Annotated in this window: 21 protein-coding genes and 1 tRNA gene; 12 read left to right on the plus strand and 10 right to left on the minus strand. The window is 71.5% G+C overall.

Annotation, left to right across the window (positions count from 1 at the left end; translation table 11 throughout):
* From AB0J57_RS14070 to AB0J57_RS14080, 3 genes are all read left to right on the plus strand, one after another.
* The gene (locus AB0J57_RS14070; RefSeq protein WP_366128337.1) at window positions 1-1,074 is read left to right on the plus strand and encodes an aspartate-semialdehyde dehydrogenase; all 1,074 of its coding nucleotides are present in this window, start codon (window positions 1-3) and stop codon (window positions 1,072-1,074) included.
* Between the two features lie 394 nt (window positions 1,075-1,468).
* Window positions 1,469-2,098: a SigE family RNA polymerase sigma factor gene (locus tag AB0J57_RS14075; RefSeq protein ID WP_366128524.1), complete on the plus strand. Its 630-nt coding sequence runs from the start codon at window positions 1,469-1,471 to the stop codon at window positions 2,096-2,098.
* Window positions 2,095-3,321: a hypothetical protein gene (locus AB0J57_RS14080; RefSeq protein ID WP_366128338.1), complete on the plus strand. Its 1,227-nt coding sequence runs from the start codon at window positions 2,095-2,097 to the stop codon at window positions 3,319-3,321. The genes AB0J57_RS14075 and AB0J57_RS14080 overlap by 4 nt, the downstream gene beginning before the upstream one ends.
* A 57-nt stretch (window positions 3,322-3,378) precedes the next feature.
* On the opposite strand, the gene AB0J57_RS14085 is transcribed toward AB0J57_RS14080, so the two are convergent.
* Both AB0J57_RS14085 and AB0J57_RS14090 read right to left on the minus strand, forming a co-directional pair.
* The gene (locus tag AB0J57_RS14085; RefSeq protein WP_366128340.1) at window positions 3,379-4,170 is read right to left on the minus strand and encodes an SURF1 family protein; all 792 of its coding nucleotides are present in this window, start codon (window positions 4,168-4,170) and stop codon (window positions 3,379-3,381) included.
* A gap of 22 nt (window positions 4,171-4,192) precedes the next feature.
* On the minus strand, window positions 4,193-6,004 hold the full coding sequence (locus AB0J57_RS14090; protein ID WP_366128341.1) for a prolyl oligopeptidase family serine peptidase: 1,812 nt from the start codon (window positions 6,002-6,004) through the stop codon (window positions 4,193-4,195).
* Between the two features lie 70 nt (window positions 6,005-6,074).
* On the opposite strand from AB0J57_RS14090, the gene AB0J57_RS14095 reads away from it, so the two are divergent.
* A complete protein-coding gene (locus AB0J57_RS14095) occupies window positions 6,075-6,902 on the plus strand; it encodes a methyltransferase domain-containing protein (protein WP_366128342.1) in 828 nt (275 codons plus the stop codon).
* Window positions 6,903-6,909: 7 nt separating this feature from the next.
* Here AB0J57_RS14095 and AB0J57_RS14100 read toward each other — a convergent pair whose 3' ends face one another.
* The 4 genes from AB0J57_RS14100 to AB0J57_RS14115 all read right to left on the minus strand — a co-directional run bounded on the left by AB0J57_RS14100 (window position 6,910) and on the right by AB0J57_RS14115 (window position 9,287).
* A complete protein-coding gene (locus AB0J57_RS14100) occupies window positions 6,910-7,275 on the minus strand; it encodes a hypothetical protein (RefSeq protein ID WP_366128343.1) in 366 nt (121 codons plus the stop codon).
* A gap of 104 nt (window positions 7,276-7,379) precedes the next feature.
* Window positions 7,380-7,772 (minus strand): DUF6177 family protein, encoded by a 393-nt coding sequence (locus AB0J57_RS14105; protein WP_366128344.1) that lies wholly within the window; start codon window positions 7,770-7,772, stop codon window positions 7,380-7,382.
* Window positions 7,773-8,133: 361 nt separating this feature from the next.
* Window positions 8,134-8,207 (minus strand) — tRNA-Pro (locus AB0J57_RS14110).
* Between the two features lie 141 nt (window positions 8,208-8,348).
* The gene (locus AB0J57_RS14115) at window positions 8,349-9,287 is read right to left on the minus strand and encodes a metallophosphoesterase (protein ID WP_366128345.1); all 939 of its coding nucleotides are present in this window, start codon (window positions 9,285-9,287) and stop codon (window positions 8,349-8,351) included.
* 78 nt (window positions 9,288-9,365) lie between these two features.
* Between AB0J57_RS14115 and AB0J57_RS14120 the strand changes: the two genes are divergently transcribed.
* The gene (locus tag AB0J57_RS14120; RefSeq protein WP_366128346.1) at window positions 9,366-9,830 is read left to right on the plus strand and encodes a GatB/YqeY domain-containing protein; all 465 of its coding nucleotides are present in this window, start codon (window positions 9,366-9,368) and stop codon (window positions 9,828-9,830) included.
* Between the two features lie 84 nt (window positions 9,831-9,914).
* Here AB0J57_RS14120 and AB0J57_RS14125 read toward each other — a convergent pair whose 3' ends face one another.
* Window positions 9,915-12,164 (minus strand): transglycosylase domain-containing protein, encoded by a 2,250-nt coding sequence (locus AB0J57_RS14125; RefSeq protein ID WP_366128347.1) that lies wholly within the window; start codon window positions 12,162-12,164, stop codon window positions 9,915-9,917.
* A gap of 700 nt (window positions 12,165-12,864) precedes the next feature.
* On the opposite strand from AB0J57_RS14125, the gene AB0J57_RS14130 reads away from it, so the two are divergent.
* Window positions 12,865-13,209, plus strand: a complete 345-nt coding sequence (locus AB0J57_RS14130) for a WhiB family transcriptional regulator (protein ID WP_058940833.1) — start codon at window positions 12,865-12,867, stop codon at window positions 13,207-13,209.
* 82 nt (window positions 13,210-13,291) lie between these two features.
* On the opposite strand, the gene AB0J57_RS14135 is transcribed toward AB0J57_RS14130, so the two are convergent.
* Entirely contained in the window at window positions 13,292-14,605 is a 1,314-nt protein-coding gene (locus AB0J57_RS14135) for an ArsA family ATPase (RefSeq protein ID WP_366128348.1), read from the minus strand.
* Window positions 14,602-15,564 (minus strand): ArsA-related P-loop ATPase, encoded by a 963-nt coding sequence (locus tag AB0J57_RS14140; protein WP_366128349.1) that lies wholly within the window; start codon window positions 15,562-15,564, stop codon window positions 14,602-14,604. Before AB0J57_RS14140 ends, AB0J57_RS14135 begins: the two co-directional genes overlap by 4 nt.
* A gap of 129 nt (window positions 15,565-15,693) precedes the next feature.
* Between AB0J57_RS14140 and AB0J57_RS14145 the strand changes: the two genes are divergently transcribed.
* The 5 genes from AB0J57_RS14145 (at window position 15,694) to AB0J57_RS14165 (ending at window position 19,081) form a co-directional block, all read left to right on the plus strand.
* Window positions 15,694-15,852, plus strand: a complete 159-nt coding sequence (locus tag AB0J57_RS14145) for a DUF4177 domain-containing protein (protein ID WP_019992579.1) — start codon at window positions 15,694-15,696, stop codon at window positions 15,850-15,852.
* Window positions 15,849-16,322 carry a RidA family protein gene (locus AB0J57_RS14150; protein WP_366128350.1) on the plus strand — a complete coding sequence of 158 codons (474 nt, stop codon included), beginning with the start codon at window positions 15,849-15,851 and terminating at the stop codon, window positions 16,320-16,322. The genes AB0J57_RS14145 and AB0J57_RS14150 overlap by 4 nt, the downstream gene beginning before the upstream one ends.
* Before the next feature lie 103 nt (window positions 16,323-16,425).
* Window positions 16,426-17,286 (plus strand): NUDIX hydrolase, encoded by an 861-nt coding sequence (locus AB0J57_RS14155; RefSeq protein ID WP_366128351.1) that lies wholly within the window; start codon window positions 16,426-16,428, stop codon window positions 17,284-17,286.
* A complete protein-coding gene (locus AB0J57_RS14160; protein WP_366128352.1) occupies window positions 17,283-18,113 on the plus strand; it encodes an MBL fold metallo-hydrolase in 831 nt (276 codons plus the stop codon). The genes AB0J57_RS14155 and AB0J57_RS14160 overlap by 4 nt, the downstream gene beginning before the upstream one ends.
* Window positions 18,114-18,196: 83 nt before the next feature.
* Window positions 18,197-19,081: a prohibitin family protein gene (locus tag AB0J57_RS14165; RefSeq protein ID WP_366128354.1), complete on the plus strand. Its 885-nt coding sequence runs from the start codon at window positions 18,197-18,199 to the stop codon at window positions 19,079-19,081.
* Between the two features lie 57 nt (window positions 19,082-19,138).
* On the opposite strand, the gene AB0J57_RS14170 is transcribed toward AB0J57_RS14165, so the two are convergent.
* A complete protein-coding gene (locus tag AB0J57_RS14170; RefSeq protein WP_014046869.1) occupies window positions 19,139-19,813 on the minus strand; it encodes a Crp/Fnr family transcriptional regulator in 675 nt (224 codons plus the stop codon).
* Window positions 19,814-20,125: 312 nt separating this feature from the next.
* On the opposite strand from AB0J57_RS14170, the gene nth reads away from it, so the two are divergent.
* Window positions 20,126-21,118 (plus strand): endonuclease III, encoded by a 993-nt coding sequence (nth, locus tag AB0J57_RS14175; protein ID WP_366128525.1) that lies wholly within the window; start codon window positions 20,126-20,128, stop codon window positions 21,116-21,118.
* Window positions 21,119-21,580 lie beyond the last annotated feature (462 nt).

Raw genomic sequence — 21,580 nt, forward strand, 5'->3', positions numbered from 1 at the left:
ATGGGCCCGGTGGGCCCGGTGAGCCGCAAGCCGACGCTCGCGGTCGTGGGAGCGACCGGGGCCGTCGGTGCGGTGATGCTCCAGATCCTGTCGCAGCACGCCGACGTCTGGGGTGACATACGCCTGATCGCCTCCCCGCGCTCGGCCGGCCGCAAGCTGGCCGTGCGCGGGGAGGAGGTCGAGGTCCTCGCGCTCTGCGAGGAGGCCCTGGAGGGCGCCGACGTGGCGCTGTTCCTGGTGCCCGAAGCCGTCGCCGCCCAGTGGGCGCCGATCGCGGCCGCCAAGGGCGTGGTGGTGGTGGACGCCTCGCCGGCGTTCCGGATGGACCCGGACGTCCCGCTGGTCGTTCCCGAGATCAACCCGCACTGCGTACGCGTACGCCCGCGCGGGATCGTCGCGTGCCCCGGCGACACCACGCTGGCACTGATCGTCGCGGTGGGCGCGCTGCACGCCGAGTTCGGGCTGAGCGAGCTCGTCGTCTCGGCGTACCAGGCCGCGAGCGGTGCCGGGCAGGGCGGCGTCACCGCGCTGCGCGAGCAGCTCTCGCTGGTCGCCGGTACGGAGCTGGGCACCTGCCCCGGCGATGTGCGCCGGGCCGTCGGCGACGACACGGGCCCCTTCCCCGCCCCGCTCGCGCTGAACGTGGTGCCGTGGTCCGGTTCCGTCCAGGAGGGCGGCTGGTCCTCGGAGGAGCTGCGGGTGCGGGACGAGGCCCGGAAGATCCTGGCCCTGCCCGGCCTTCGCGTGGCGGCGACGTGCGTGCGCGTGCCGGTGGTGAGCGCCCACTCCGTCTCCGTACACGCGCGCTTCGAGCACGAGGTGACGGTCGCGCGGGCGCACGAGATCCTGGCGACCTCGCCCGGTGTGGTGCTGTACGACGACCCGGCGGCCGGGGACTTCCCGACGCCGGCCGACGTCGTCGGCACCGACCCGACGTGGGTGGGGCGGGTGCGGCGGTCGCTCGACGACGACCGGGCGCTGGAACTGTTCGTCTGCGGCGACAATCTACGCAAAGGCGCCGCTTTGAACGTCGCTCAGATCGCGGAGGCGATCGCCGCCGAACTCTCGGCCTGATCGTCCGGCCTGATCCGGGCCCAAACCCCGGTGAACGGGCCGGTGGATCTTTGTAGGATCTGTGAACGCCCTGTGAGCAAGTCTTCGGTCTGTGCCACTTGAACTGGGGCGATGGCGTGTTCGACGATGCTGTCCCCCTTGCTGCAACCGGTAGTCGGGCGGGAAGCGTCTATGCGGTCGCCCCTTCATGGCGGCTGCTATATCGGGGCATTGGGGAAGAGCGGGTACGCATGAGGGCAAACGACGCACCGTCGAAAGCGGCTGCGTGCGCGTACAACCCTGGCGGGGGGAAGCGTGTCCAACAGGCGTGGCAGAGGTACTCGACATCACAGCGGTGGCTCCGCTCCGCGCCCGCAGGGCCGGGGCAGGGGTCGGAGCCGGGGTCGGCGTGGGCATGGGCGCGGTGCGCCCGCTCCGGCGGCCCCGTCAGCCCGGCGGCATGCCGGTGATCGCGCCCGTGCCCGCCGCTAGGCGTACGACCCGCATCCCGTCCCAGCGCGCCGTCGAGGGCGCCGAGACGGTGACGACCGCGGGTACCACCGTCGACCACCTCACCGAGACCTACCGCGCCCACTACCGGTCGCTGCTGGGTCTCGCCGCGCTGCTGCTGGACGACACCGCCTCGTGCGAGGACGTCGTCCAGGAGGCGTTCATTCGCGTCCACTCCGCGCGGAGCCGCGTGCGTGACCCCGAGAAGACCCTGGCGTACCTGCGTCAGACCGTGGTCAACCTGTCCCGGTCCGCCCTGCGCCGCCGGATACTCGGCCTGAAGCTGCTCTCCAAGCCGATGCCCGACATGGCGAGCGCGGAGGAAGGCGCCTACGACCAGCTCGAGCGCGACGCGCTGATCAAGGCCATGCGGGGCCTTCAGCGCCGCCAGCGCGAGGTGCTGGTGCTGCGGTACTTCGCCGACATGACCGAGGCACAGGTCGCGGAGACGCTCGGCATCTCGCTCGGCTCGGTCAAGGCGTACGGGTCACGTGGCATCGCGGCGCTGCGCGTCGCCATGGAGGCCACGGCATGAGCGAGCACAAGCACGGGTTCGAGCAGTACGGGCCCGACGGGCCGGACGGGCCGTTGAACGAGAACGACCGGACTGGGAACGGAATTGTGAACAACGGGCCGGATATGAACGACGGACCGGAAAGGGACCTCCCGGACTTCGGCAAGGCCTTCGGCGAAGGCTTCGATGAACTGGGCGCCGACGAACTGGCGCTGCGCCGGATGCTCCACGGAGCGGTCCAGGACCTGCAACCCGCCGACGGCACCCTGGAGCACCTGCGCCGGGCGGTTCCCGCGCGGCGGGCGCGCAAACGCCAGGCGCTGGTGGGCGCAGCCGCGGCCGCGCTCCTGTTCGGCACCGCGGTCCCCGCGTTCGTCCACGTGGCGAGCTCCGGCGGCACCTCCGGCGACCGCCCCGTGAACGCCGGACACGGCGAGCAGGTGCAGGGCGGCACGGGCGAGGAGGTCGGCGGCGAGACCAGCGGACCGGGCGCCCCCAGCGCCGAAGCCGGCGAGGTACCGGGCGGCGGCACGGGCGGCAGCGCGTCCCCGCAGCAGCCGGGGCAGCCCCCGGCCGGCGCCTCGGACGGCACCGTGGGCGGGACGGACGCGCCGACCGGTTCGGCCCCGGACACCGTACCGGCGTGCCAGCCGTCCCAGCTCGGTGTGGCGGCGGCCGAGGCCGGCCAGCCGGACGCCGAGGGCAAGGTGTACGGGACGTTCCGCATCACCAACGTGTCGGGCACGGACTGCTCGATCACCGGCGCCGGCGGCGTCGCCTTCCGGGCGATGGGCGCGGCCGACCAGGCGAAGATCACGGTCGCCGAACACGCGGCGGGCGACCCCGCGACGGGACTTCCCGACGCGTCCCAGGAGGCGGCCGCGCCGCTGCTCCTCAGGCCCTCGGGCGCGTACGAGGTGAAGTTCGCCTGGGTGCCGAGCGAGACGTGCCCCGTGGACGGCGGAGGCAGCGGCGGAGGCACGGGCGGCGGCGAGCCCTCGCCCGACCCGACCCCGCCCACCGACGGCGGTACGTCCTCGGGCACCACCGGCTCGGACGGCACCGACACGGGCACGGCCACGGAGCCGCAGCTCGGCAAGGAGGACGACGGCGACGGCACCCGCGCGGAGGGCAGCGTCGCGGTCACCCACACCGCGGAGCCGGGCGCCCCGTCGGCGGAGGCCACGATCCCGAACGCGTGCGCGGGCACGATCTACCGCACGGGCCTGCTGCCGGTGCAGTAGCAGCCAGCAGGGCGACGGTCGGAGGGTTCCCCCCGGAGAGCCGGGGCGGGCCCGGCCTCAGCGCTGAGAGCCGGCCGTGGCCTCGCCGGCCATGACCTCGGCCGCCGGGGCCAGGCCCAGGGCCTCGTCACGGGCCTGCTCGGCCTCCCGGCGGAACAGGCGGAACCACATGAAGAGCACGAAGCCCGAGAAGGCGAACCACTCACCGGTGTACCCGAGGTTCTGGAACGCCTTCAGGTCCAGCCCGCTGCCCTCCGCGGCGGCCGCCGGAACCGGGATCAGGCCCGCCGGGGAGTCCGTGAGCGTGACCCAGGCGTCGTAGACGTCGTCCTGGACCACGTTCACCAGGGACGCCGCGCTGATCATGCCGACCTGCCCGCGAGGCAGGGAGCCCGTGGCGTGCACGCCCGCGCTGCCGGTGTGCTCGGACGCCTGGAGGGCGCCGGTCACCGTGACCTCGCCGGCCGGCGGTACCGGGGCCTTGCCGCCGGCGGGCAGCCAGCCGCGTACCACCGGCAGGGACTTGCCGCTCTCGGTGCGCAGCAGGGTCAGCACGTACGAGCCGTCCTTGCCGTCCAGCTCACGCCCGGGGACCAGGAACTGCTCCCCGTACCGCCCCGTCGCCGTGGCGTGGCGGCCGGAGGTCTCCTTGTCGACCGGCAGCAGCTCGTCCAGCGGCGCGGCCTTCACCGACCCCGGGTCCGGCCGCCGCTCCGCCTCCTGGTGCGAGTCGACGCGGTCCTCGAACCTGCCGAGCTGCCAGGTCCCCATGAACACGCAGAAGGGGATCGCCAGCACGACGAAGATGTTGATCCCCCACCAGCGGGGCGTCGTCAGGAACCGGTACACACCCCCACGGTACGGAACACCGTCACATCCCCTCCCTCCGGGTCCCCAGATGCCTCTCGGCGAAGGCCAGCTCCAGCCGCACCTGCTTGATCCGCTCCTCCACCACGAGCGAGCCGTGCCCCGCGTCGTACCGGTAGACCTCGTGCACCGCGTCCCGGGCGGCGAGCCGGTCGACGTAGTTGTCGATCTGGCGGATCGGGCAGCGCGGGTCGTTCACGCCCGCCGAGATGTACACCGGCACCCGCACCCGGTCCACGTACGTGATCGGCGACGACACCTCGAACCGCTCGGGCACCTCTTCCGGCGACCCGCCGAACAGGGTGCGGTCCAGGGCCTTCAGGGACTCCATCTCGTCGTGGTACGCCGTGACGTAGTCCGCGACCGGTACGGCCGCCAGGCCCAGCGCCCAGGCGTCCGGCTGGGTGCCGAGACCCAGGAGCGTCAGGTACCCGCCCCACGAGCCGCCGGACAGCACCAGCTTCGACGGGTCGGCGATCCCGGACGCCACCACCCAATCCCGTACCGCCGCGATGTCCTCCAGCTCGATCAGCCCGACCCGGTGCTTGAGCGCGTCCGTCCACTCGCGCCCGTACCCGGTCGAGCCCCGGTAGTTGACCCGGACCACCGCGTAACCGTGGTCCACCCAGGCGGCGGGGGCGGCGGCGTACGCGTCGCTGTCGTGCCAGGTGGGCCCACCGTGGATCTCGAACACCGTCGGCAGCGGCCCCGCCACCCCCGCCGGCCGCTGCACGAGCGCGTGAATGCGCCCGCCGGGCCCGTCCACCCACACGTCCTCGACGGGCACCGAGGCGGGCGCCTTCATGCCGGGCGGCTCCAGCACGACGCCGCCCGCCGTGGACCGCACCACCGGCGGGTGCGCGGCGGACGACCACAGGTACTCCACGGCCCCGTCCGGCCGTGCCGTCGCACTCGACACCGACCCGGCGGGGGTCTCCACCCGCACCAGACGGCCCGTCGTGATCTCGTACCGCCACAGCTCGCTGCGCGCCTCGAAGCTGTGCACCACCAGCAGCCCCGAGCCGTCCGGGTACCACTCCGCCGACACGTCACCGGGCAGGTCCAGCCCCAGCTCCGTCTCGGCGCCCGACGCCACGTCCCACACCATCGGCTCCCAGCGCCCGCGCCGCTGGTGCCCCACCAGCAGCCGGGTGTCCCCGTCCACCGGCGCGAACCCCAGCACGCTGAGCCCAAGCTCCTCGGTCCCGCCCTTGGTGTCGTCCAGCTCGGCCACCACGGCCCCGTCCGGCCGGACCACCCGCACCGCCGCGTGCATCGCGTCACCGTGCTCGGTGTGCTCGATGGCGATCAGCGTCCCGTCGTGCGACAGGTCCCCGACCTCGGCCGACTCCCGGTGCCGGTAGATCTCCACCGGCGGCCGTCCGGGCCGTACGACATGGATCGTCGAACCCTCCTCGTCCGTCGACCGCCCGACCACCGCCGTCCCGTCCCGCCCGATCGCGAGCCCCGCCGGATACGACGCCGTGAGCCCGGGCACCGCTGCCTCGTCCTCCCCGCCCCCGAACGGCTGGCGCATCCACACCCCGAACTCGTCACCGTCCGTGTCCGAGAACCACCAGATCCACTCCCCGTCCGGCGACAGCACCCCGTCGGTCGTCCCGTTCGGCCGATCGGTGACCTGCCGCTGCCGGCCACTGTCCCGGTCCCACGCGTACAGCTCGTACGTCCCGGTTGCGTTCGACACGAACAACGCCCTGCCCGGCGCGTCCCACGCCCACTCCGGCAACGACACCCGCGGCGCCCGGAACCGCTTCTCCCAGTCGGGCATGGCCTGTATATCCCTCGGCTCAGTCATGCCCCCATGAAACCCGATCGCCACGACAATTCGTTCGCCACGTCCGCAGCCTGTGGATAACCTCCGGCGCATGTACTCACCGACCCCCGACGACTGGCGCGAGGCGAACCGGTCCCTGTGGGACGAGCGCGTGCCCGTCCATGTCGCCAGTGACTACTACGACCTCGACAGCTTCCGGGCCGGCAAGGACGTGCTGCGCGACTTCGAGGTCGCGGAGGTCGGGGACGTCACCGGGCTCTCACTGCTTCACCTTCAGTGCCACATAGGCCTGGACACCCTGTCCTGGGCCAGGCGCGGGGCTTCTCGGGTGGTCGGGCTGGACTTCTCCGAGCCGGCCGTCGAGGTCGCCCGGTCCCTCGCCGGCGACATCGGGCTCACGCCCGAGCGGGCCACGTTCGTGGCCGCCGATGTGTACGACGCGGCCGAGGCGGTTCCCGACACCGCGTACGACATCGTCTACACCGGCGTCGGCGCCCTCAACTGGCTGCCGGACGTGACCCGCTGGGCCGAGACCGCCGCGTCGCTCGTCGCGCCTGGCGGGTTCCTGTACCTCGCGGAGTTCCATCCGCTGACCGACATCCTGGACGACGAGACCGGCTCACGGCTGGTCCACGACTACTTCGCCCGCGACGCGTGGCTGGACGAGGCATCGGGTACGTACGCCGACTTCGACGCCCCCACCGTCCACAACCGCAGCGTCGAGTGGCAGCACCCCATCGGCGAGGTCGTCTCCGCCCTCGCGGCGACCGGCCTGCGCATCGAGTTCCTGCACGAACACGACGTCTCGCTGTTCGCCCGCTTCAAGGCGCTCTCCCGGCACGAGGACGGCTACTACCGCTTCCCGCCGGACCGGGCCCGTATCCCGCTGATGTACTCCCTCAAGGCGACCAGGGCTTAATGCCTGCTCAATGCTTCATGGGCGCCACGGGAGTCGTGTCCTCCGTGCACAGCGCCCAGATCACGAACACGGCGATCGCGATCGACACGATGGCCCAGACCGGCTGGTACGGCAGCCAGATGAAGTTGGCGATCACGGCGAGCGCGGCCAGTGCCACCCCGCTCGCCTTCGCCCACTCCGCCCCACTGAGGATGCCCGCACCGATGGCGGCGACCAGCAGCCCGAGCGCCAGGTGGATCCACCCCCACGCGCTGACGCTGAACTCGAAGACGTACTCCCCGACGCGCCCGTAGATGTCGTCCTCGGCGATCCCGGCGATCCCCTGGAGCATGCCGAGCACGCCCCCCACCATCATCAGTACGCCGGCGAACATCACCCCACCGGAAGCCCACCCACCCCCGCCCCGATGCTCCTCGTGACCGGTGTGGTGGGCATACGCGTGCTGAACCGGGCCACTCGGCCCCTCGGACGGGTTGCTCATTCCCCGAGCGTGCCCCCGGCCCCGCCACCCCGGCGACCGGAAGAGTCCATCCGGGTGAGGGGGGCCGAGCGGCGGCCATTGAGATGGTTGTTGAGCTGATGCAGCCGTTGCCAGGCGGCGGGTTCAGTCCCGTCACCGAGGGTGTAGTGGAGGGCAGGAACCAGCCGGGCCGGGCGCAGGGGCTCGTAGGGCTCGGCGTGCGCGCGGCCGATGGTGAAGGAGAACGGAATCGGGAGTGGCTCGTGGTGGGGTGCGGCGCTGAGATCGGCGCGGGCGGCCCGTAGGTGGGTGAGCATCGATACGAGGCAAAGTGGGCCGCAGGTGCCCACACGTGTCGTATGCCTGCTCCAGGTCCAGGTAGGTATTGAGGAATCTCTTAAACCGGTCATCCATGTACCTACATCTCCTATGGGAGGCGCCCGGGAGCCGAGTTGGCGAACATCGTGCGCAGCTCCCACTTGCCGTCGTGCAGCCGACAGCCCGGCTTTGGACCTCTTCCTTCCGTGTCGGACGCTCGGATCTCCTGGTGCGTGAGTGACCTCGCGCACGGGTTACACAGGCCAGTGATCATTTCTGCCATCTGCAGACCTTCACAGCGACTGGGATGTGGCTGACCGCCGGTGGGGCGGCGGGCCCCCACCGGACAAGCCGGCCAAGATCCTCTCCCGGATCGCTCGCAGACCGTCCCACAAACCACTCAGGGGCCCGACCCGCTCTCGCGGATCAGGCCCCTGACCTGGTACTTCACTGTCGGGGTGGCGGGATTTGAACCCACGACCTCTTCGTCCCGAACGAAGCGCGCTGCCAAGCTGCGCTACACCCCGATGTCACCGTGTGTCCCGGCGACGTCGTTTACTTTAGCCCACCGGCGCCCGGAGACGAAATCCGGTTTTCGCGGCCCCGGGGTGGCCCCGCGCGCGGCCCCGCAGGTGGCCACGCGGGCAGGGCCTGGGCGCCGGGGGTGATCAGTCCCTCGGGGTGAGTGTCAGGAGCGTCGCCTCGGGGGGGCAGGCGAAGCGGACCGGGGTGTAGCGGTTGGTGCCGCAGCCGGCGGAGACGTGGAGGTACGCGGTGTGGCCGGCGGCGTGGTGGGTGGAGAGGCCCTTGACGCGGTCGGTGTCCAGGTCGCAGTTGGTGACCAGCGCCCCGTAGAAGGGGATGCAGAGCTGTCCGCCATGCGTGTGGCCCGCGAGGATCAGGGGGTAGCCGTCGGCCGTGAAGGCGTCCAGCGAGCGGAGGTAGGGGGCGTGGACGACGCCCACCGAGAGGTCGGCGTCCGGTTCCGGGCCGCCGGCGACGCGCTCGTAGCGGTCGCGCTTGATGTGCGGGTCGTCCAGGCCGGTGAAGGCCAGCTCCAGGCCGTCCAGCTTGAGGCGGCCGCGCGTGTTGGTGAGGTTCAGCCAGCCGGCCGTGTCGAAGCTGTCGCGGATCTCCTCCCACGGATTGTGCACGGCTCCGACGGCCGGCGCGTTGCCGTTCAGGCCGTGCCGTCCCTGGGCCTTCTCGATCAGGTAGCGGGCCGGGTTGCGGAGCTTGGGGCCGTAGTAGTCGTTGGAGCCGAAGACGTACACACCGGGGAAGTCGAGCAGCGGGCCGAGCGCGTCCAGGAGCTCCGGTACGCCGTTCGGGTCGGAGAGGTTGTCGCCGGTGTTCACCACGAAGTCCGGCCGCAGCCCGGCCAGCGACTGGAGCCACGCCCGCTTCTTGCGCTGACCGCTCACCATGTGGATGTCCGACACCTGGAGCATCCGCAACGGCCGTGTCCCGCGCGGCAGTACGGGGACGGTGATCCGGCGCAGCCGGAAGGACCGGGCCTCGAACCCGGCGGCGTAGGCCAGGCCGGCCGCGCCGACCGCTGCGATTCCTGCGGTGACTTTCAGGGGAACTCCGTATCGCGCGCGCATGCCGCCATCGTCCCAGAACGGCGAGGGCGCGGGAAATGCGCGGGCGTGCGGGTCACCGCACCTGCCACACTTGTCCGCATGACCACGCTCAAGTCCAAGCTGCAGGAAGACCTCAACGCCGCGATCAAGGAGCGCGACGAGCTGCGCTCCTCGACCCTCCGGCTGACCCTCTCCGCCATCACCAAGGAGGAGGTCTCGGGCAAGGAGAAGCGCGAGCTCTCCGACGACGAGGTGCAGAAGGTGATCGCCAAGGAGGCGAAGAAGCGCCGCGAGGCCGCCGAGGCCTTCGCGCAGGGCGGCCGGGCCGAGCAGGCCGAGCGTGAGAAGGCCGAGGGCGTCATCCTCGACGCGTACCTGCCGCAGCAGCTCGGCGACGACGAGCTGAAGCAGATCGTGGCCCAGGCGGTCGAGGAGGCCAAGGCGGCCGGTGCCGAGGGCCCGCGCGCCATGGGTGCCGTGATGAAGATCGTGAACCCGAAGGTGGCCGGCCGCGCCGAGGGCGGCCGCGTCGCCGCCGTGGTCAAGCAGCTCCTGGCCGGCTGAGCGGGCGTAAGAGGCCGGCTGAGGCAGGCGTAAGAAAAAGGGGGGCGCCCCACCGGGAATCCGGTGGGGCGCCCCCTGCTCGTATCAGCGCCAGCCGCCGCCGTTGCCCTGGCCGCGCTGGTTGCCGCCGCCGATCATGTCCGGCGGGATGGTGATGTTGTCCCAGGGGTTGTCGCCGCCGCCGTCTCCCGGCTTGTCGTCGTCACCGCCCCCGCCGCCCGGCTTGTTGTCGCCACCGGGCTTGGGCTTGCCCTTGCCCTTGCCGTCCTTCGGGGCGTCGGGGATGTGGACGTCGACGAAGCGGGGCGCCTCGCGGCCGTCCAGCGCGCCGGTCATGGCGTCCCGCCAGATCGGGCCCGGTACCTCCCCACCGAAGACCGCGCCGTGGTACCGGCCGCCGATCCTGATGGAGAACATCTCGACGTCCTGGCTGGGGCTGCCCACCCACACGGCGCCCGACAGGTTCGGGGTGTAACCGACGAACCAGGCGTTCTTGCGGGCGTCCGTCGTACCCGTCTTACCCGCGTTGTCGCGGCTCGTCAGGCCCGCCTTCTCACCCGTACCGGAGTCGATCACACCGCTGAGCAGGGAGTTGATGGTGTCGGCCGTCCGCTCCGACATCGCCTTGGTGCAGGCCGTCTTCGGGACCTCCAGGCTCTTGCCGTCCGCCGTCTTGATGGACTCGATGGCGGTCGGGGTGCAGTACGTGCCGCGGTTGGCGAAGGCCGCGTACGCGGACGCCATGTTCAGCGGCGAGATGCCGTTGGAGCCGAGGGTGAGGCTGGAAGGGCGCTCCGGCAGCTTCTCGTCATTGCCCATCACCACGTTCAGCTTGTTGGTCATCTCCACGACCGGGCACATGCCGATCTCGCCGATCATCTGTACGAAGTACGTGTTGACCGACTTGGCCATCGCCTCCTTGAGCGCGTACGGGCCGACCTCCGACTCGTTCTCGTTCTCCACGGTGTCCCCCTGGTTGACCCAGGGCTTTCCGCTGCACGTGGAGACGGACGACGGGTAGGGCATCTGGTACGGCGACGGGTACACCTGTGTCGGCGGCTTGCCCTGCTCTATGGCGGCGGCCGCCACGAAGGGCTTGAACGTCGAGCCCGTCGGGAAGCCGTAGTTCGAGCCTCCCATGCCCTTGTTGACGGAGTAGTTGATCTGGGTCTCGTTCTTCCCGAAGCCGTACGGCCGGGACTGGGCCATCGCCACGATCTTGCCCGTGCCGGGCTGAACCATCGTCACCGCCGTGGCGACCTTGTCGGTCTGGTAGACGTGGTTCTTGATCGACTCCTGCGCCGACTTCTGCGCCTGCGGGTCGAGCGTGGTCCTGATCGTCAGACCGCCGCGGTTCCAGATCTTGCTGCGCTCCTCGCGGTCCTTCCCGAAGACCGGGTCGGAGAGGAAGACCTCGCGTACGTAGTCGCAGAAGAACCCGGCCCCGTCGACGGCGGTGATGCAGCCGTTCTTGGGCTTGCTGACCTTCAGCTCGATGGGCGTGGCCTTGGCGCGCTCCGCCTCCGCCTCGCTGATGTCACCGACGGCCGCCATGCGCGACAGGACGACGTTGCGGCGCTTGGTGGCCTCCTGCACGTCGTTGACCGGGTCGTAGCGGCTCGGCGACTGGACGATGCCGGCCAGCATCGCCGCCTCCTCCAGGTTCAGGTTCTTGGCGGGCTTGGAGAAGTACCGCTGGGAGGCGGCCTCGATGCCGTACGCCTGCTGCCCGAAGAAGGTGATGTTGAGGTAGTTCTCGAGGATCTTCTTCTTCCCGAGCTCCTCCTCGACCTGGATCGCGTACTTGAGCTCCTGGATCTTGCGGCCGAGGGTCTGCTGGGTGGCCTGGGCGACCTTGTCGGGGTCGTCGCCGGCCTCCTCCACGAAGACGTTCTTCACGTACTGCTGGGTCAGCGTCGAGGCACCCTGGGCGACCCCGCCCGACTGGGCGTTGCGGTTGAGCGCGCGCAGTACGCCCTTGAGGTCGATGGCCCCGTGCTCGTAGAAGCGCGAGTCCTCGATGGCGACGATCGCCTTCTGCATGTACGGGGAGATGTCCTTGAGGTCCACGACCGTGCGGTCACGGGAGTAGACCGTGGCGATCTGGCCTCCCTGCGAGTCCAGGATCGTGGTGCGCTGGCTCAGCGGAGGACGCTTGAGGTTGGCCGGGATCTCGTCGAACCCCTGGACCGTGCCCTTCGCCGCGAGCCCCAGCGCTCCCGCGGCGGGCAGGGCGATGCCTGCCAGGACGGCGCCGGCGAGCACGCTGACACCGACGAACTTGGCGGCCTGCTGGGTCCCGGTCAGGCCACCGCCCGAGCGCTTCTTTGGCATGGATGCAGCCTAATCCGTCGGTGGTGGCGTTCCGAGGGAGCGGGTGCCTTACGGGATGTTCGAGTACGAGGTTGTGACATCGGGTGGTGTGGGCGGCGGCGTTCGAGTGGTCGGTGAGTGGTCGGTGAGTGGTCGGTGGTGGTCGCTGAGTGGACTGCGGGTGGTCATAGGGGGTGGTCATCCGGCCGGTCGGGGATCGCTCCGGGATCGGTACTGTCCCGGTAGGGGATCGATCCGGTCCGGGTCCGGGATCGATCCGGTCCGGGGTCGCTCCGGGGCCGGTACCGAGCCGGTCGTCGGGGCCGGTGCCCGCGGCTGCCGCGACCTCCCTCGGCGTTTTCCGGACAGGCGTACGGGCCTTGGCCTAAGCTGGTCACAACTGTCACACCCGTTGCGCCCCCCGGCATGACCCCCTGCACTTCCCAGCCGCGCCGGACCATGTCCGTTTCCGCCCCATGCATCAGCACGTGCCCTTTGTGGGCCGCCTGAAGTGCCCTGCCTCGCGCTATTTATTACGCATGTCTAGCGCTCACTCCCCTGGGTGATCTGCCGCGTACGCATAGTCCGTTCGGACCATTCAAGATTGGGCCCGAAGGGGGTGTTGCGCTGTGCCCACCTTCCGTAACGTCCTCAACTGGTGGCGGTGAATATGCCGCTGCCGCCGTGGGGGAGCCTCGATTCGGGAGAGGACGGCGCCGGTATGGGCTGGGTAGCTGACTGGAGTGCGCAGGCCGCCTGCCGCACTACCGATCCGGATGAACTGTTCGTACAAGGAGCGGCGCAGAACAGGGCCAAGGCGGTGTGCACCGGGTGCCCGGTGCGGACCGAGTGCCTGGCCGACGCGCTGGACAACCGCGTCGAGTTCGGCGTGTGGGGCGGTATGACGGAACGTGAGCGCCGCGCACTGCTGCGGCGGCGGCCGACCGTCACCTCCTGGCGCCGGCTGCTGGAGACCGCGCGTACGGAGTACGAGCGGAGCGCGGGCATCCTGCCCGTCGCGCTGGACGACGACGAGACGTACGAGACGTACGCGGCAGTGGGGTAGGGCGAGCCGAACCCCCGACCGGGATCCCCCGACCGGGGTCGTGGACGCGACGGCGGCGACGCTGCCGCGATGGTCGGTCAGGTCAGCCGGGCTGCCCTGCCGCGAGACGGTCGCCGATGGCGCGGAGGCCCGCCAGGTCGTGTACGTCGCCGGGGAGCGCGGACACTTCGGTCACCGCCACCTCGGGGTGGAGCGCGGTGAACCGGTCACGCGTGCGCTGCTCCCGTGCGAGCACCTGCATCCGTTCGGCGTGCAGGCGCAACAGACCCGCGGTCAGTTCCGCGACGGCGGGCGGCGTGGCGGTCACGACGGCACCGCCAGGAGCGGTGGCGGCGCCGGAGCGTGCTGCTGCTGTGGTGTCGGGGGCCTCGGACTCGGGAGAGATCGCCTCGGGAGAGATGGCCTCGGGCCCACGAACACCAGTCTTCCCGGCCCCCTGATCCACAATGCGGACATCTTCAAGATCTTCCAGATTTTCCGCCGCGGCCAGCGCCCGCTCGGCCGACAACCGGACGGCCCCGCTCCCGTGCACCCGGTTGAGCACCAGCCCGGCCAGCGGCATCCGCTCCGCCGCCAGCCGCTCCACGAAGTACGCCGCCTCCCGCAGCGCGTCCCGCTCCGGCGCGGCCACCACCAGGAAGGCCGTGCCCGGCGCCTGAAGGAGCCGGTAGGTGGCGTCCGCCCGCGTGCGGAAGCCGCCGAACATGGTGTCCATCGCCGCCACGAAGGTCTGCACGTCCCGCAGTAGCTGACCCCCCAGCAGCTTGCCCAGGGTGCCCGTCATCATCGACATGCCGACGTTCAGGAACTTCATCCCCGCCCGGCCGCCCACCTTGGCCGGGGTCATCAGCAGCTTGATGAACTTCCCGTCCAGGAATGACCCCAGCCGCTTCGGGGCGTCCAGGAAGTCCAGGGCGGAGCGGGATGGCGGCGTGTCGACCACGATCAGGTCCCACTCGTCGCGCGCCCGCAACTGTCCGAGCTTCTCCATCGCCATGTACTCCTGCGTGCCCGCGAAGCCGGCCGACAGGGACTGGTAGAAGGGGTTGCCCAGAATGGCCGACGCCCGCGCGGGGTCGGCGTGCGCCTCGACGATCTCGTCGAAGGTGCGCTTCATGTCGAGCATCATGGCGTGCAGTTCGCCGCCGCCCTCGATGCCGTCCACCCGGCGGGGGGTGTTGTCCAGTTGGTCGATGCCCATGGACTGGGCGAGCCGGCGGGCCGGGTCGATGGTCAGGACGACCACCTTGCGGCCGCGCTCGGCCGCGCGTACGCCCAGGGCGGCCGCCGTCGTCGTCTTGCCGACGCCGCCCGCCCCGCAGCACACGATGATGCGGGTCGCCGGGTCGTCGAGCAGCGGATCGACCTCCAGGCCGGGAGGTCCGTCGAGAGTCATACGCCCACCCCGAGCTTCCTCAGTTCCTTGGCCAGCCGGTAGAGACCGGCGATGTCCGCGCCCTCCCCGAGGAAGGGCAGTTCGTACGTCGGGACCTGAAGCTTCGCCAGCGCCTCGCGCTGCTCCCGCTCCAGCTCCACCCGCTGGGCGTGCTCGGCGGCCTGGTCCAGGAGCGGTCCGACCAGCCGGGCGGAACCGCTGATGCCCGCCGCGGCGAGCGCCGTGGCGATGCCCTTGCGGTGGTCGCCCGCCGCCGCCCGTACCGCGTCCTCGTCCAGAATGTGCGGGCGGACCATGTTCACGACGACGCCCCCCACCGGGAGGTCGGCCTCGCGCAGCTCGGCGATGCCGTCGGCGGTCTCCTGGACCGGCATCTCCTCCAGCAGGGTCACCAGGTGGACGGCCGTCTCGGGTGACTTCAGGACCCGCATCACGGCCTGGGCCTGATTGTGTATCGGGCCGATCTTCGCCAGCCCCGCGACCTCGTCGTTGACGTTCAGGAAGCGGGTGATGCGGCCGGTGGGAGGGGCGTCCATGACGACGTGGTCGTACACGAAGCCCCCCTGTTTCTCCCGCCGGCGTACCGCCTCGCACGCCTTGCCGGTCAGCAGGACGTCCCGTACGCCCGGCGCGATGGTGGTCGCGAAGTCGATGGCGCCGAGCTTCTTGAGTGCGCGGCCCGCCGAGCCGAGCTTGTAGAACATCTGGAGGTAGTCGAGGAGCGCGCGTTCGGCGTCGATGGCCAGCGCGTACACCTCGCCGCCGCCCGGAGCGACGGCGATCTTCCGTTCCTCGTACGGAAGCGCCTCCGTCTCGAAGAGCTGTGCGATGCCCTGCCTGCCTTCGACCTCCACGAGGAGAGTCCGCTTGCCCTCGGTCGCGAGGGCGAGCGCGAGGGCGGCGGCGACCGTCGTCTTACCGGTACCGCCCTTGCCGCTGACGACCTGGAGCCTGCTCACGTATTCGAGCCTAACCAGTCGGGTCGTGGGGCAGTCGCCCCCGGGTCGGATTGGGCGGGTCACGGTGGGGGTGCCCCTCGTGCCCGCCTGGGCGGGAGGCAGCCTTTGGCAGCGGCTACAGTCGGCTCCATGACCAAGTGGGAATACGCGACCGTGCCCCTTCTCGTGCACGCGACCAAGCAGATTCTGGACACCTGGGGCGAGGACGGCTGGGAGCTCGTCCAGGTCGTCCCCGGGCCGAACAACCCCGAGCAGCTCGTGGCCTACCTGAAGCGGGAGAAGCCGTGACCGGCCGCGTGGAGGCGACGCTCGCCGAACTCGGCCTGACCCTGCCGGACGTGGTGCCGCCGCTGGCGTCGTACCAGCCGGCGGTCCGGTCGGGCGTGTACGTGTACACGGCGGGCCAGTTGCCGATGGTGGACGGCAAACTGCCGGTCACCGGCAAGGTGGGCGGCGAGGTCACCCCGGAGGAGGCCAAGAAGCTCGCGCGGATCTGCGCGCTGAACGCGCTGGCCGCCGTGAAGTCGGTCGCCGGGGACCTGGACCGTATCGCGCGGGTCGTGAAGGTCGTCGGGTTCGTCGCCTCCGCGGCGGACTTCACCGGGCAGCCCGCCGTCCTCAACGGCGCCAGTGAGCTGCTGGGCGAGGTGCTGGGCGACAAGGGCGTGCACGCGCGCAGCGCCGTGGGCGTCGCCGTGCTGCCGCTGGACGCGCCGGTCGAGGTCGAGATCCAGGTGGAGCTGGTCCCGGAGGACTGAGCGCCCTACTGCTCCACGGTCCCGTGCCCCGGGTGGGTGCGGGACCGTTGCCGTATCCACCTTTCCTCTCGAACATCTCGGCGGATGCGCATAGCATCCGGCCATGCCCAATGGTCAGTGGTACCCACCGGAGTGGCCCGACCGCATCCGCGCTCTCGCCGGCGGCACGCTCACGGCCGTGACGCCGAAGCGGGCCGCGACCGTGCTGCTCCTGCGGGAGGGTGTGGAGGTGCACATGCTGCGGCGGCGCACCTCCATGGCTTTCGCGGGCGGCGCGTACGCCTATCCGGGTGGCGGCGTCGACCCGCGCGACGAGCACCCGGTGCGGTGGGCCGGCCCGTCGCCGGCCGAGTGGGCGGACCGGCTCGGGGTCGCGGAGCCGGCCGAGGCGCAGGCCATCGTGTGCGCGGCGGTGCGCGAGACGTACGAGGAGTCCGGCGTCCTGCTCGCGGGGCCGACCGCCGACTCGGTCGTCGCCGATACGCGGGGCGACGACTGGGAGGCCGACCGGGCGGCGCTGGTCGCCCGTGAGCTGGCCTTCGCGGACTTCCTGGAGCGGCGGGGCCTGGTGCTCCGCTCCGACCTGCTGGGCGCCTGGGCGCGGTGGATCACGCCCGAGTTCGAGCCGCGCCGCTACGACACCTGGTTCTTCGTGGCGGCCCTCCCGGCCGGGCAGCGGGCCTCCAACGCCTCCACGGAGGCGGACCGGACGGTCTGGATCCGCCCGGCCGACGCGGCCGCGGGCTACGACCGGGGCGAGCTGCTGATGATGCCGCCCACGATCGCCACGCTGAGGGCCCTGGAGCGGTACGGGACGCCCGCCGAGGCCCTGGAGGCGGCCAGGCACCAGGACCTCACCCCCGTACTCGCACAGGCGCGTCTGGAGGGCGACCAGGTGGTGCTGAGCTGGCCGGGGCACGAGGAGTTCACGAAACGTATCGGCACGGCGGGGGAGACGACATGACCGACGCCGCCGCGCTCCCCGGGCAGCCGCGCGGAGCCGTGGTCTCCGGCCCCGCGACCGAACGTGCCGTCAACGTCCTCGCGCCCAACCCGTCCGCGATGACCCTCGACGGCACGAACACCTGGATCCTCTCCGAGCCGGACTCCCCGCTCGCCGTCGTGGTCGACCCCGGCCCGCTGGACGACGCCCACCTGCGGCGGGTGATCGACACCGCGGAACGGCTCGGCAAGCGCGTCGCGCTGACCCTCCTCACGCACGGCCACCCCGACCACGCCGAGGGCGCGGGGCGGTTCGCCGAGCTGACCGGGACGCCCGTGCGCGCCCTGGACCCGACGCTGCGGCTCGGTGACGAGGGGCTGACGGCGGGCAAGGCGGTCGAGGTCGGGGGCCTGGAGCTGCGTGTCGTACCGACACCGGGGCACACCGCCGACTCGCTCAGCTTCCACCTGCCGGCCGACCGGGCGGTGCTCACGGGCGACACCATCCTGGGGCGCGGTACGACGGTGGTGGCCCACCCCGACGGGCGGCTCGGGGACTACCTGGACTCGCTGCGGCGGCTGCGCTCCCTGACGGTCGACGACGGCGTGCACACGGTGCTGCCGGGTCACGGCCCGGTCCTGGAGGACGCCCAGGGGGCGGTCGAGTACTACCTGGCCCACCGCGCCACCCGGCTCGCCCAGGTGGAGACGGCCGTCGAGAACGGCCACCGGACGGCGGCGGAAGTCGTCGCGCACGTGTACGCGGACGTGGACAGGTCCCTGTGGCCGGCGGCCGAGTTGTCCGTACGGGCGCAGCTCGAGTACCTGACGGAGCACGGCCTGATCTGAGCGGGGGCCGGGGGCCGGGCGGGCGGAGGCCCATGCTTTACGCTCCGCTTACTTTCTGCGTTCCGTCCCTGGGGGGATCTTCCGTGTTCGTCCTGTCCATCCTGTTGCTCATCGCCGCCGCGGTGCTGTTCTTCGTCGCGCGCGGCAGCGACCGCCGGGGCCTCAAGCTCGGCTCGGCCGGTGCGCTGATCGCGGGCCTGTTCGCCGCCCTGACGAGCTGTCTCCACGTGATCAGCGCGTACGAGGTCGGCGTCCCCGTGACCTTCGGCAAGGTCGGCGCGCCCATGACGTCCGGCATGAACTTCACCTCGCCGTTCACCAGCGTCACCACCTTCTCCACGCGCCCGGTCGACCTGAACCTCTCCGACAAGGACGTCGTCGAGGTCCGCTCGTCGCAGGGCGGCGTGATGTACGCGGAGGTGACCGTGAAGTGGGCCGTCACCCCGGCCAAGGCGGTCGAGCTGTACAAGCTGGCCGGCAGCGAGGAGGCGATCCAGCAGCGGCTGGTCTTCCCGGACAGCCGGGAGATCATCCGTAACGTCTTCGCCCGCCACACCAGCGAGGAGGGCTACGCCTCCGCCCGCGAGCAGATCAACACCGAGATCGGTGACCTGATCAAGGAGCGGCTGGCCCCGCGCGGCATCGACGTGACGACGGTGAACCTGCGCAACGTGAAGCCGTCGGACCAGCTCCAGAACCAGATCGACCGCAAGATCCAGCAGCAGCAGGCCACCGAGCGGGCGACCGAGGCCGCGCGTACCGCCAAGGCGGAGGCCGAGCGGCGCCGGATCGAGGCGGAGGGCATCGCGGCGGCCAACAAGATCCTCAACAACTCGCTGAGCGACAAGGTCCTGCTGAACCAGTGCATCGACGCCTACAAGGAGGCGGCCGCCAAGAACCCGGTGTACGCCGTGCCCTGCGGCGGCGGCAGCGGCAACCCGCTGATCGTGGACGGCACCAAGAACTGACGTGACGACAATGGGCCGCCCCGGTGATCCGGGGCGGCCCATGTGTCGTTCGGCGTACTAGCGCGAGCGCTTGGCGAGCCGCTCGACGTCCAGCAGGATCACGGCACGCGCCTCCAGGCGCAGCCAGCCGCGGCCGGCGAAGTCGGCGAGGGCCTTGTTGACCGTCTCGCGGGAGGCGCCGACGAGCTGGGCCAGCTCCTCCTGGGTGAGGTCGTGCACGACGTGGATGCCCTCCTCGGACTGCACGCCGAAGCGGCGCGACAGGTCGAGGAGCGCGCGGGCGACACGGCCCGGTACGTCGGAGAAGACCAGGTCGGACATCTGGTCGTTGGTCTTGCGCAGGCGGCGGGCGACGGCGCGCAGCAGGGCCGTGGCGACCTCGGGGCGGGCGTTCAGCCAGGGCTGGAGGTCGCCGTGGCCGAGGCCGAGGAGCTTGACCTCGGTCAGGGCGGTCGCGGTGGCCGTGCGGGGGCCGGGGTCGAAGAGGGACAGTTCGCCGATCAGCTCGCCGGGGCCGAGGACGGCGAGCATGTTCTCGCGCCCGTCGGGGGACGTGCGGTGGAGCTTCACCTTGCCCTCGGTGACCACGTAGAGCCGGTCGCCCGGGTCGCCCTCGTGGAAGAGCGCGTCGCCACGGGCGAGCGTCACTTCACTCATCGAGGCGCGGAGCTCCGCGGCCTGCTCGTCATCGAGCGCCGCGAAGAGCGGGGCGCGCCGCAGAACGTCGTCCACGAGTTCTCTCCTATGTCGACCTGCTCAGGGACGTTGGGTCCCATGATGCCGGACGGTAAAACAGTGCGATCAATCACAACAAGTTTGACGCACTGGCACGCGTGTCCGTACGGCAGGGGCCCGATTGGGTCGTGATCGACCATGGCCGGGGCGGATGTCAGCGGTGGCGCTTAGGCTGGCCGGGTGTCCAATTCGCCGGTGAGAGCGCAGGCCGAGGGGGCCGGGAGAGTGTCCGGGGAACAGAATTCCGCTGTGGGCGAACATGTGTCGGCCACGGCCGGGAAAGCCGCGAAAGCGGACAAATCGACGAAGGTGGCCAAGAGTGCCGCCAAGGTCGTCAAACCGTCGAAGAAGGCGTCGAAGCCGTCCTCGGCTCCGAAGGCCCCGAGCTCCGGGGCGGCCGCGAAGGCCGCGAAGGGCGGGGCGGCCGCGAAGGGCGAGGCGGCTGCTAGGGCTGCGAAGGGCGGGGCGGCCGCGAAGGCGGCGAAGGTGCCCTCGGCGTCGAAGGAGCCGAAGGCCCCGAGGGCGTGGAAGCCGGAATCGCACCTGGCGATGGTGCGCCGCGCCCGCAAGATCAACCGTGAGCTCGCCGAGGTTTATCCGTACGCCCATCCCGAGCTCGACTTCCGCAACCCCTTCGAGCTGCTCGTCGCGACCGTCCTGTCGGCGCAGACGACCGACCTCCGGGTCAACCAGACCACCCCGGCACTGTTCGCGAAGTACCCGACGCCGGAGGACATGGCGGCGGCGGTTCCGGAGGAGCTGGAGGAGATCATCCGGCCGACCGGCTTCTTCCGTGCCAAGGCCAAGTCCCTGCTGGGCCTGTCCGCCGCCCTGCGGGACGACTTCGGAGGCCAGGTGCCCGGTCGTCTGGAGGACCTGGTCCGGCTGCCGGGCGTGGGCCGCAAGACGGCGAACGTGGTCCTGGGCAATGCCTTCGGGGTCCCGGGCATCACCGTGGACACCCACTTCGGGCGGCTGGTCCGGCGGTGGAAGTGGACCGAGCAGGAGGACCCGGAGAAGGTCGAGGCGGAAGTCTGCGCGATCTTCCCCAAGTCGGAGTGGACGATGCTCTCGCACCGGGTGGTGTTCCACGGCCGGCGCATCTGCCACTCCCGCAAGCCTGCCTGCGGCGCCTGCCCGATCGCCCCGCTGTGCCCGGCGTACGGGGAGGGGGAGACGGACCCGGAGAAGGCGAAGAAGCTCCTCAAGTACGAGATGGGCGGGTACCCGGGCCAGCGCCTGGCGCCGCCCCCGGACTACCCGGGCCGCCCGGCGGCGCCCCTGGGCACCGGTGACGAGTGACGGAACGAACCAGTGGGTGGAACGCGTTGTGAAGCCGGGGGTGCCTATGACGCGCGCTGAGGAACACACGTACGACCGCGGGACCGACCGCCCGGCACCGCCGGCCGGTCCCCGCCCGACCCCGCCGCCCCCGGGGATCGAGCCCACGGCCCCCCGCGCCCCCCACCGGGCGCCCGCCGCGACCCCGGCCGCCCCCACCGGCCCGGGCGGCACGCACCCGGAAGCGACCGCCCCCGCCGCCCCGGGACCGAAGCGCACCGCCCCGGACGCCACCGCCCGCCGGGAGGCTGCCGTCCCAGAGGCCGCCACCCCAGCCGCCGCCCACAGGGAGGCCGCCACCCCGGCCGCCTCCACCCCAGCCGCCGCCCGCCGGGAGGCTGCCGCCCCGGAAACCGGCGCCCCGGCCCCCGTCGGCCACGCCCGCCCGGCCTCCGCTCACCAGGGCCCCTCCCACCACGCCGC

It is taken from the genome of Streptomyces sp. NPDC049837 (assembly GCF_040674455.1).
Taxonomy (GTDB): Bacteria; Actinomycetota; Actinomycetes; order Streptomycetales; family Streptomycetaceae; genus Streptomyces.

Coding starts and splice junctions, on each gene's coding strand:
- AB0J57_RS14115 (WP_366128345.1), bottom strand. CDS start 9,287: ATGCGCGCGCGATACGGAGTTCCCCTGAAAGTCACCGCAGGAATCGCA.
- AB0J57_RS14100 (WP_366128343.1), bottom strand. CDS start 7,275: ATGTTCGCCGGCGTACTGATGATGGTGGGGGGCGTGCTCGGCATGCTC.
- AB0J57_RS14070 (WP_366128337.1), top strand. CDS start 1: ATGGGCCCGGTGGGCCCGGTGAGCCGCAAGCCGACGCTCGCGGTCGTG.
- AB0J57_RS14105 (WP_366128344.1), bottom strand. CDS start 7,772: ATGACCGGTTTAAGAGATTCCTCAATACCTACCTGGACCTGGAGCAGG.
- AB0J57_RS14160 (WP_366128352.1), top strand. CDS start 17,283: ATGACCGACGCCGCCGCGCTCCCCGGGCAGCCGCGCGGAGCCGTGGTC.
- AB0J57_RS14120 (WP_366128346.1), top strand. CDS start 9,366: ATGACCACGCTCAAGTCCAAGCTGCAGGAAGACCTCAACGCCGCGATC.
- AB0J57_RS14095 (WP_366128342.1), top strand. CDS start 6,075: ATGTACTCACCGACCCCCGACGACTGGCGCGAGGCGAACCGGTCCCTG.
- AB0J57_RS14145 (WP_019992579.1), top strand. CDS start 15,694: ATGACCAAGTGGGAATACGCGACCGTGCCCCTTCTCGTGCACGCGACC.
- AB0J57_RS14155 (WP_366128351.1), top strand. CDS start 16,426: ATGCCCAATGGTCAGTGGTACCCACCGGAGTGGCCCGACCGCATCCGC.
- AB0J57_RS14075 (WP_366128524.1), top strand. CDS start 1,469: ATGGGCGCGGTGCGCCCGCTCCGGCGGCCCCGTCAGCCCGGCGGCATG.
- AB0J57_RS14135 (WP_366128348.1), bottom strand. CDS start 14,605: ATGACTCTCGACGGACCTCCCGGCCTGGAGGTCGATCCGCTGCTCGAC.
- AB0J57_RS14130 (WP_058940833.1), top strand. CDS start 12,865: ATGGGCTGGGTAGCTGACTGGAGTGCGCAGGCCGCCTGCCGCACTACC.
- AB0J57_RS14125 (WP_366128347.1), bottom strand. CDS start 12,164: ATGCCAAAGAAGCGCTCGGGCGGTGGCCTGACCGGGACCCAGCAGGCC.
- AB0J57_RS14090 (WP_366128341.1), bottom strand. CDS start 6,004: ATGACTGAGCCGAGGGATATACAGGCCATGCCCGACTGGGAGAAGCGG.
- AB0J57_RS14080 (WP_366128338.1), top strand. CDS start 2,095: ATGAGCGAGCACAAGCACGGGTTCGAGCAGTACGGGCCCGACGGGCCG.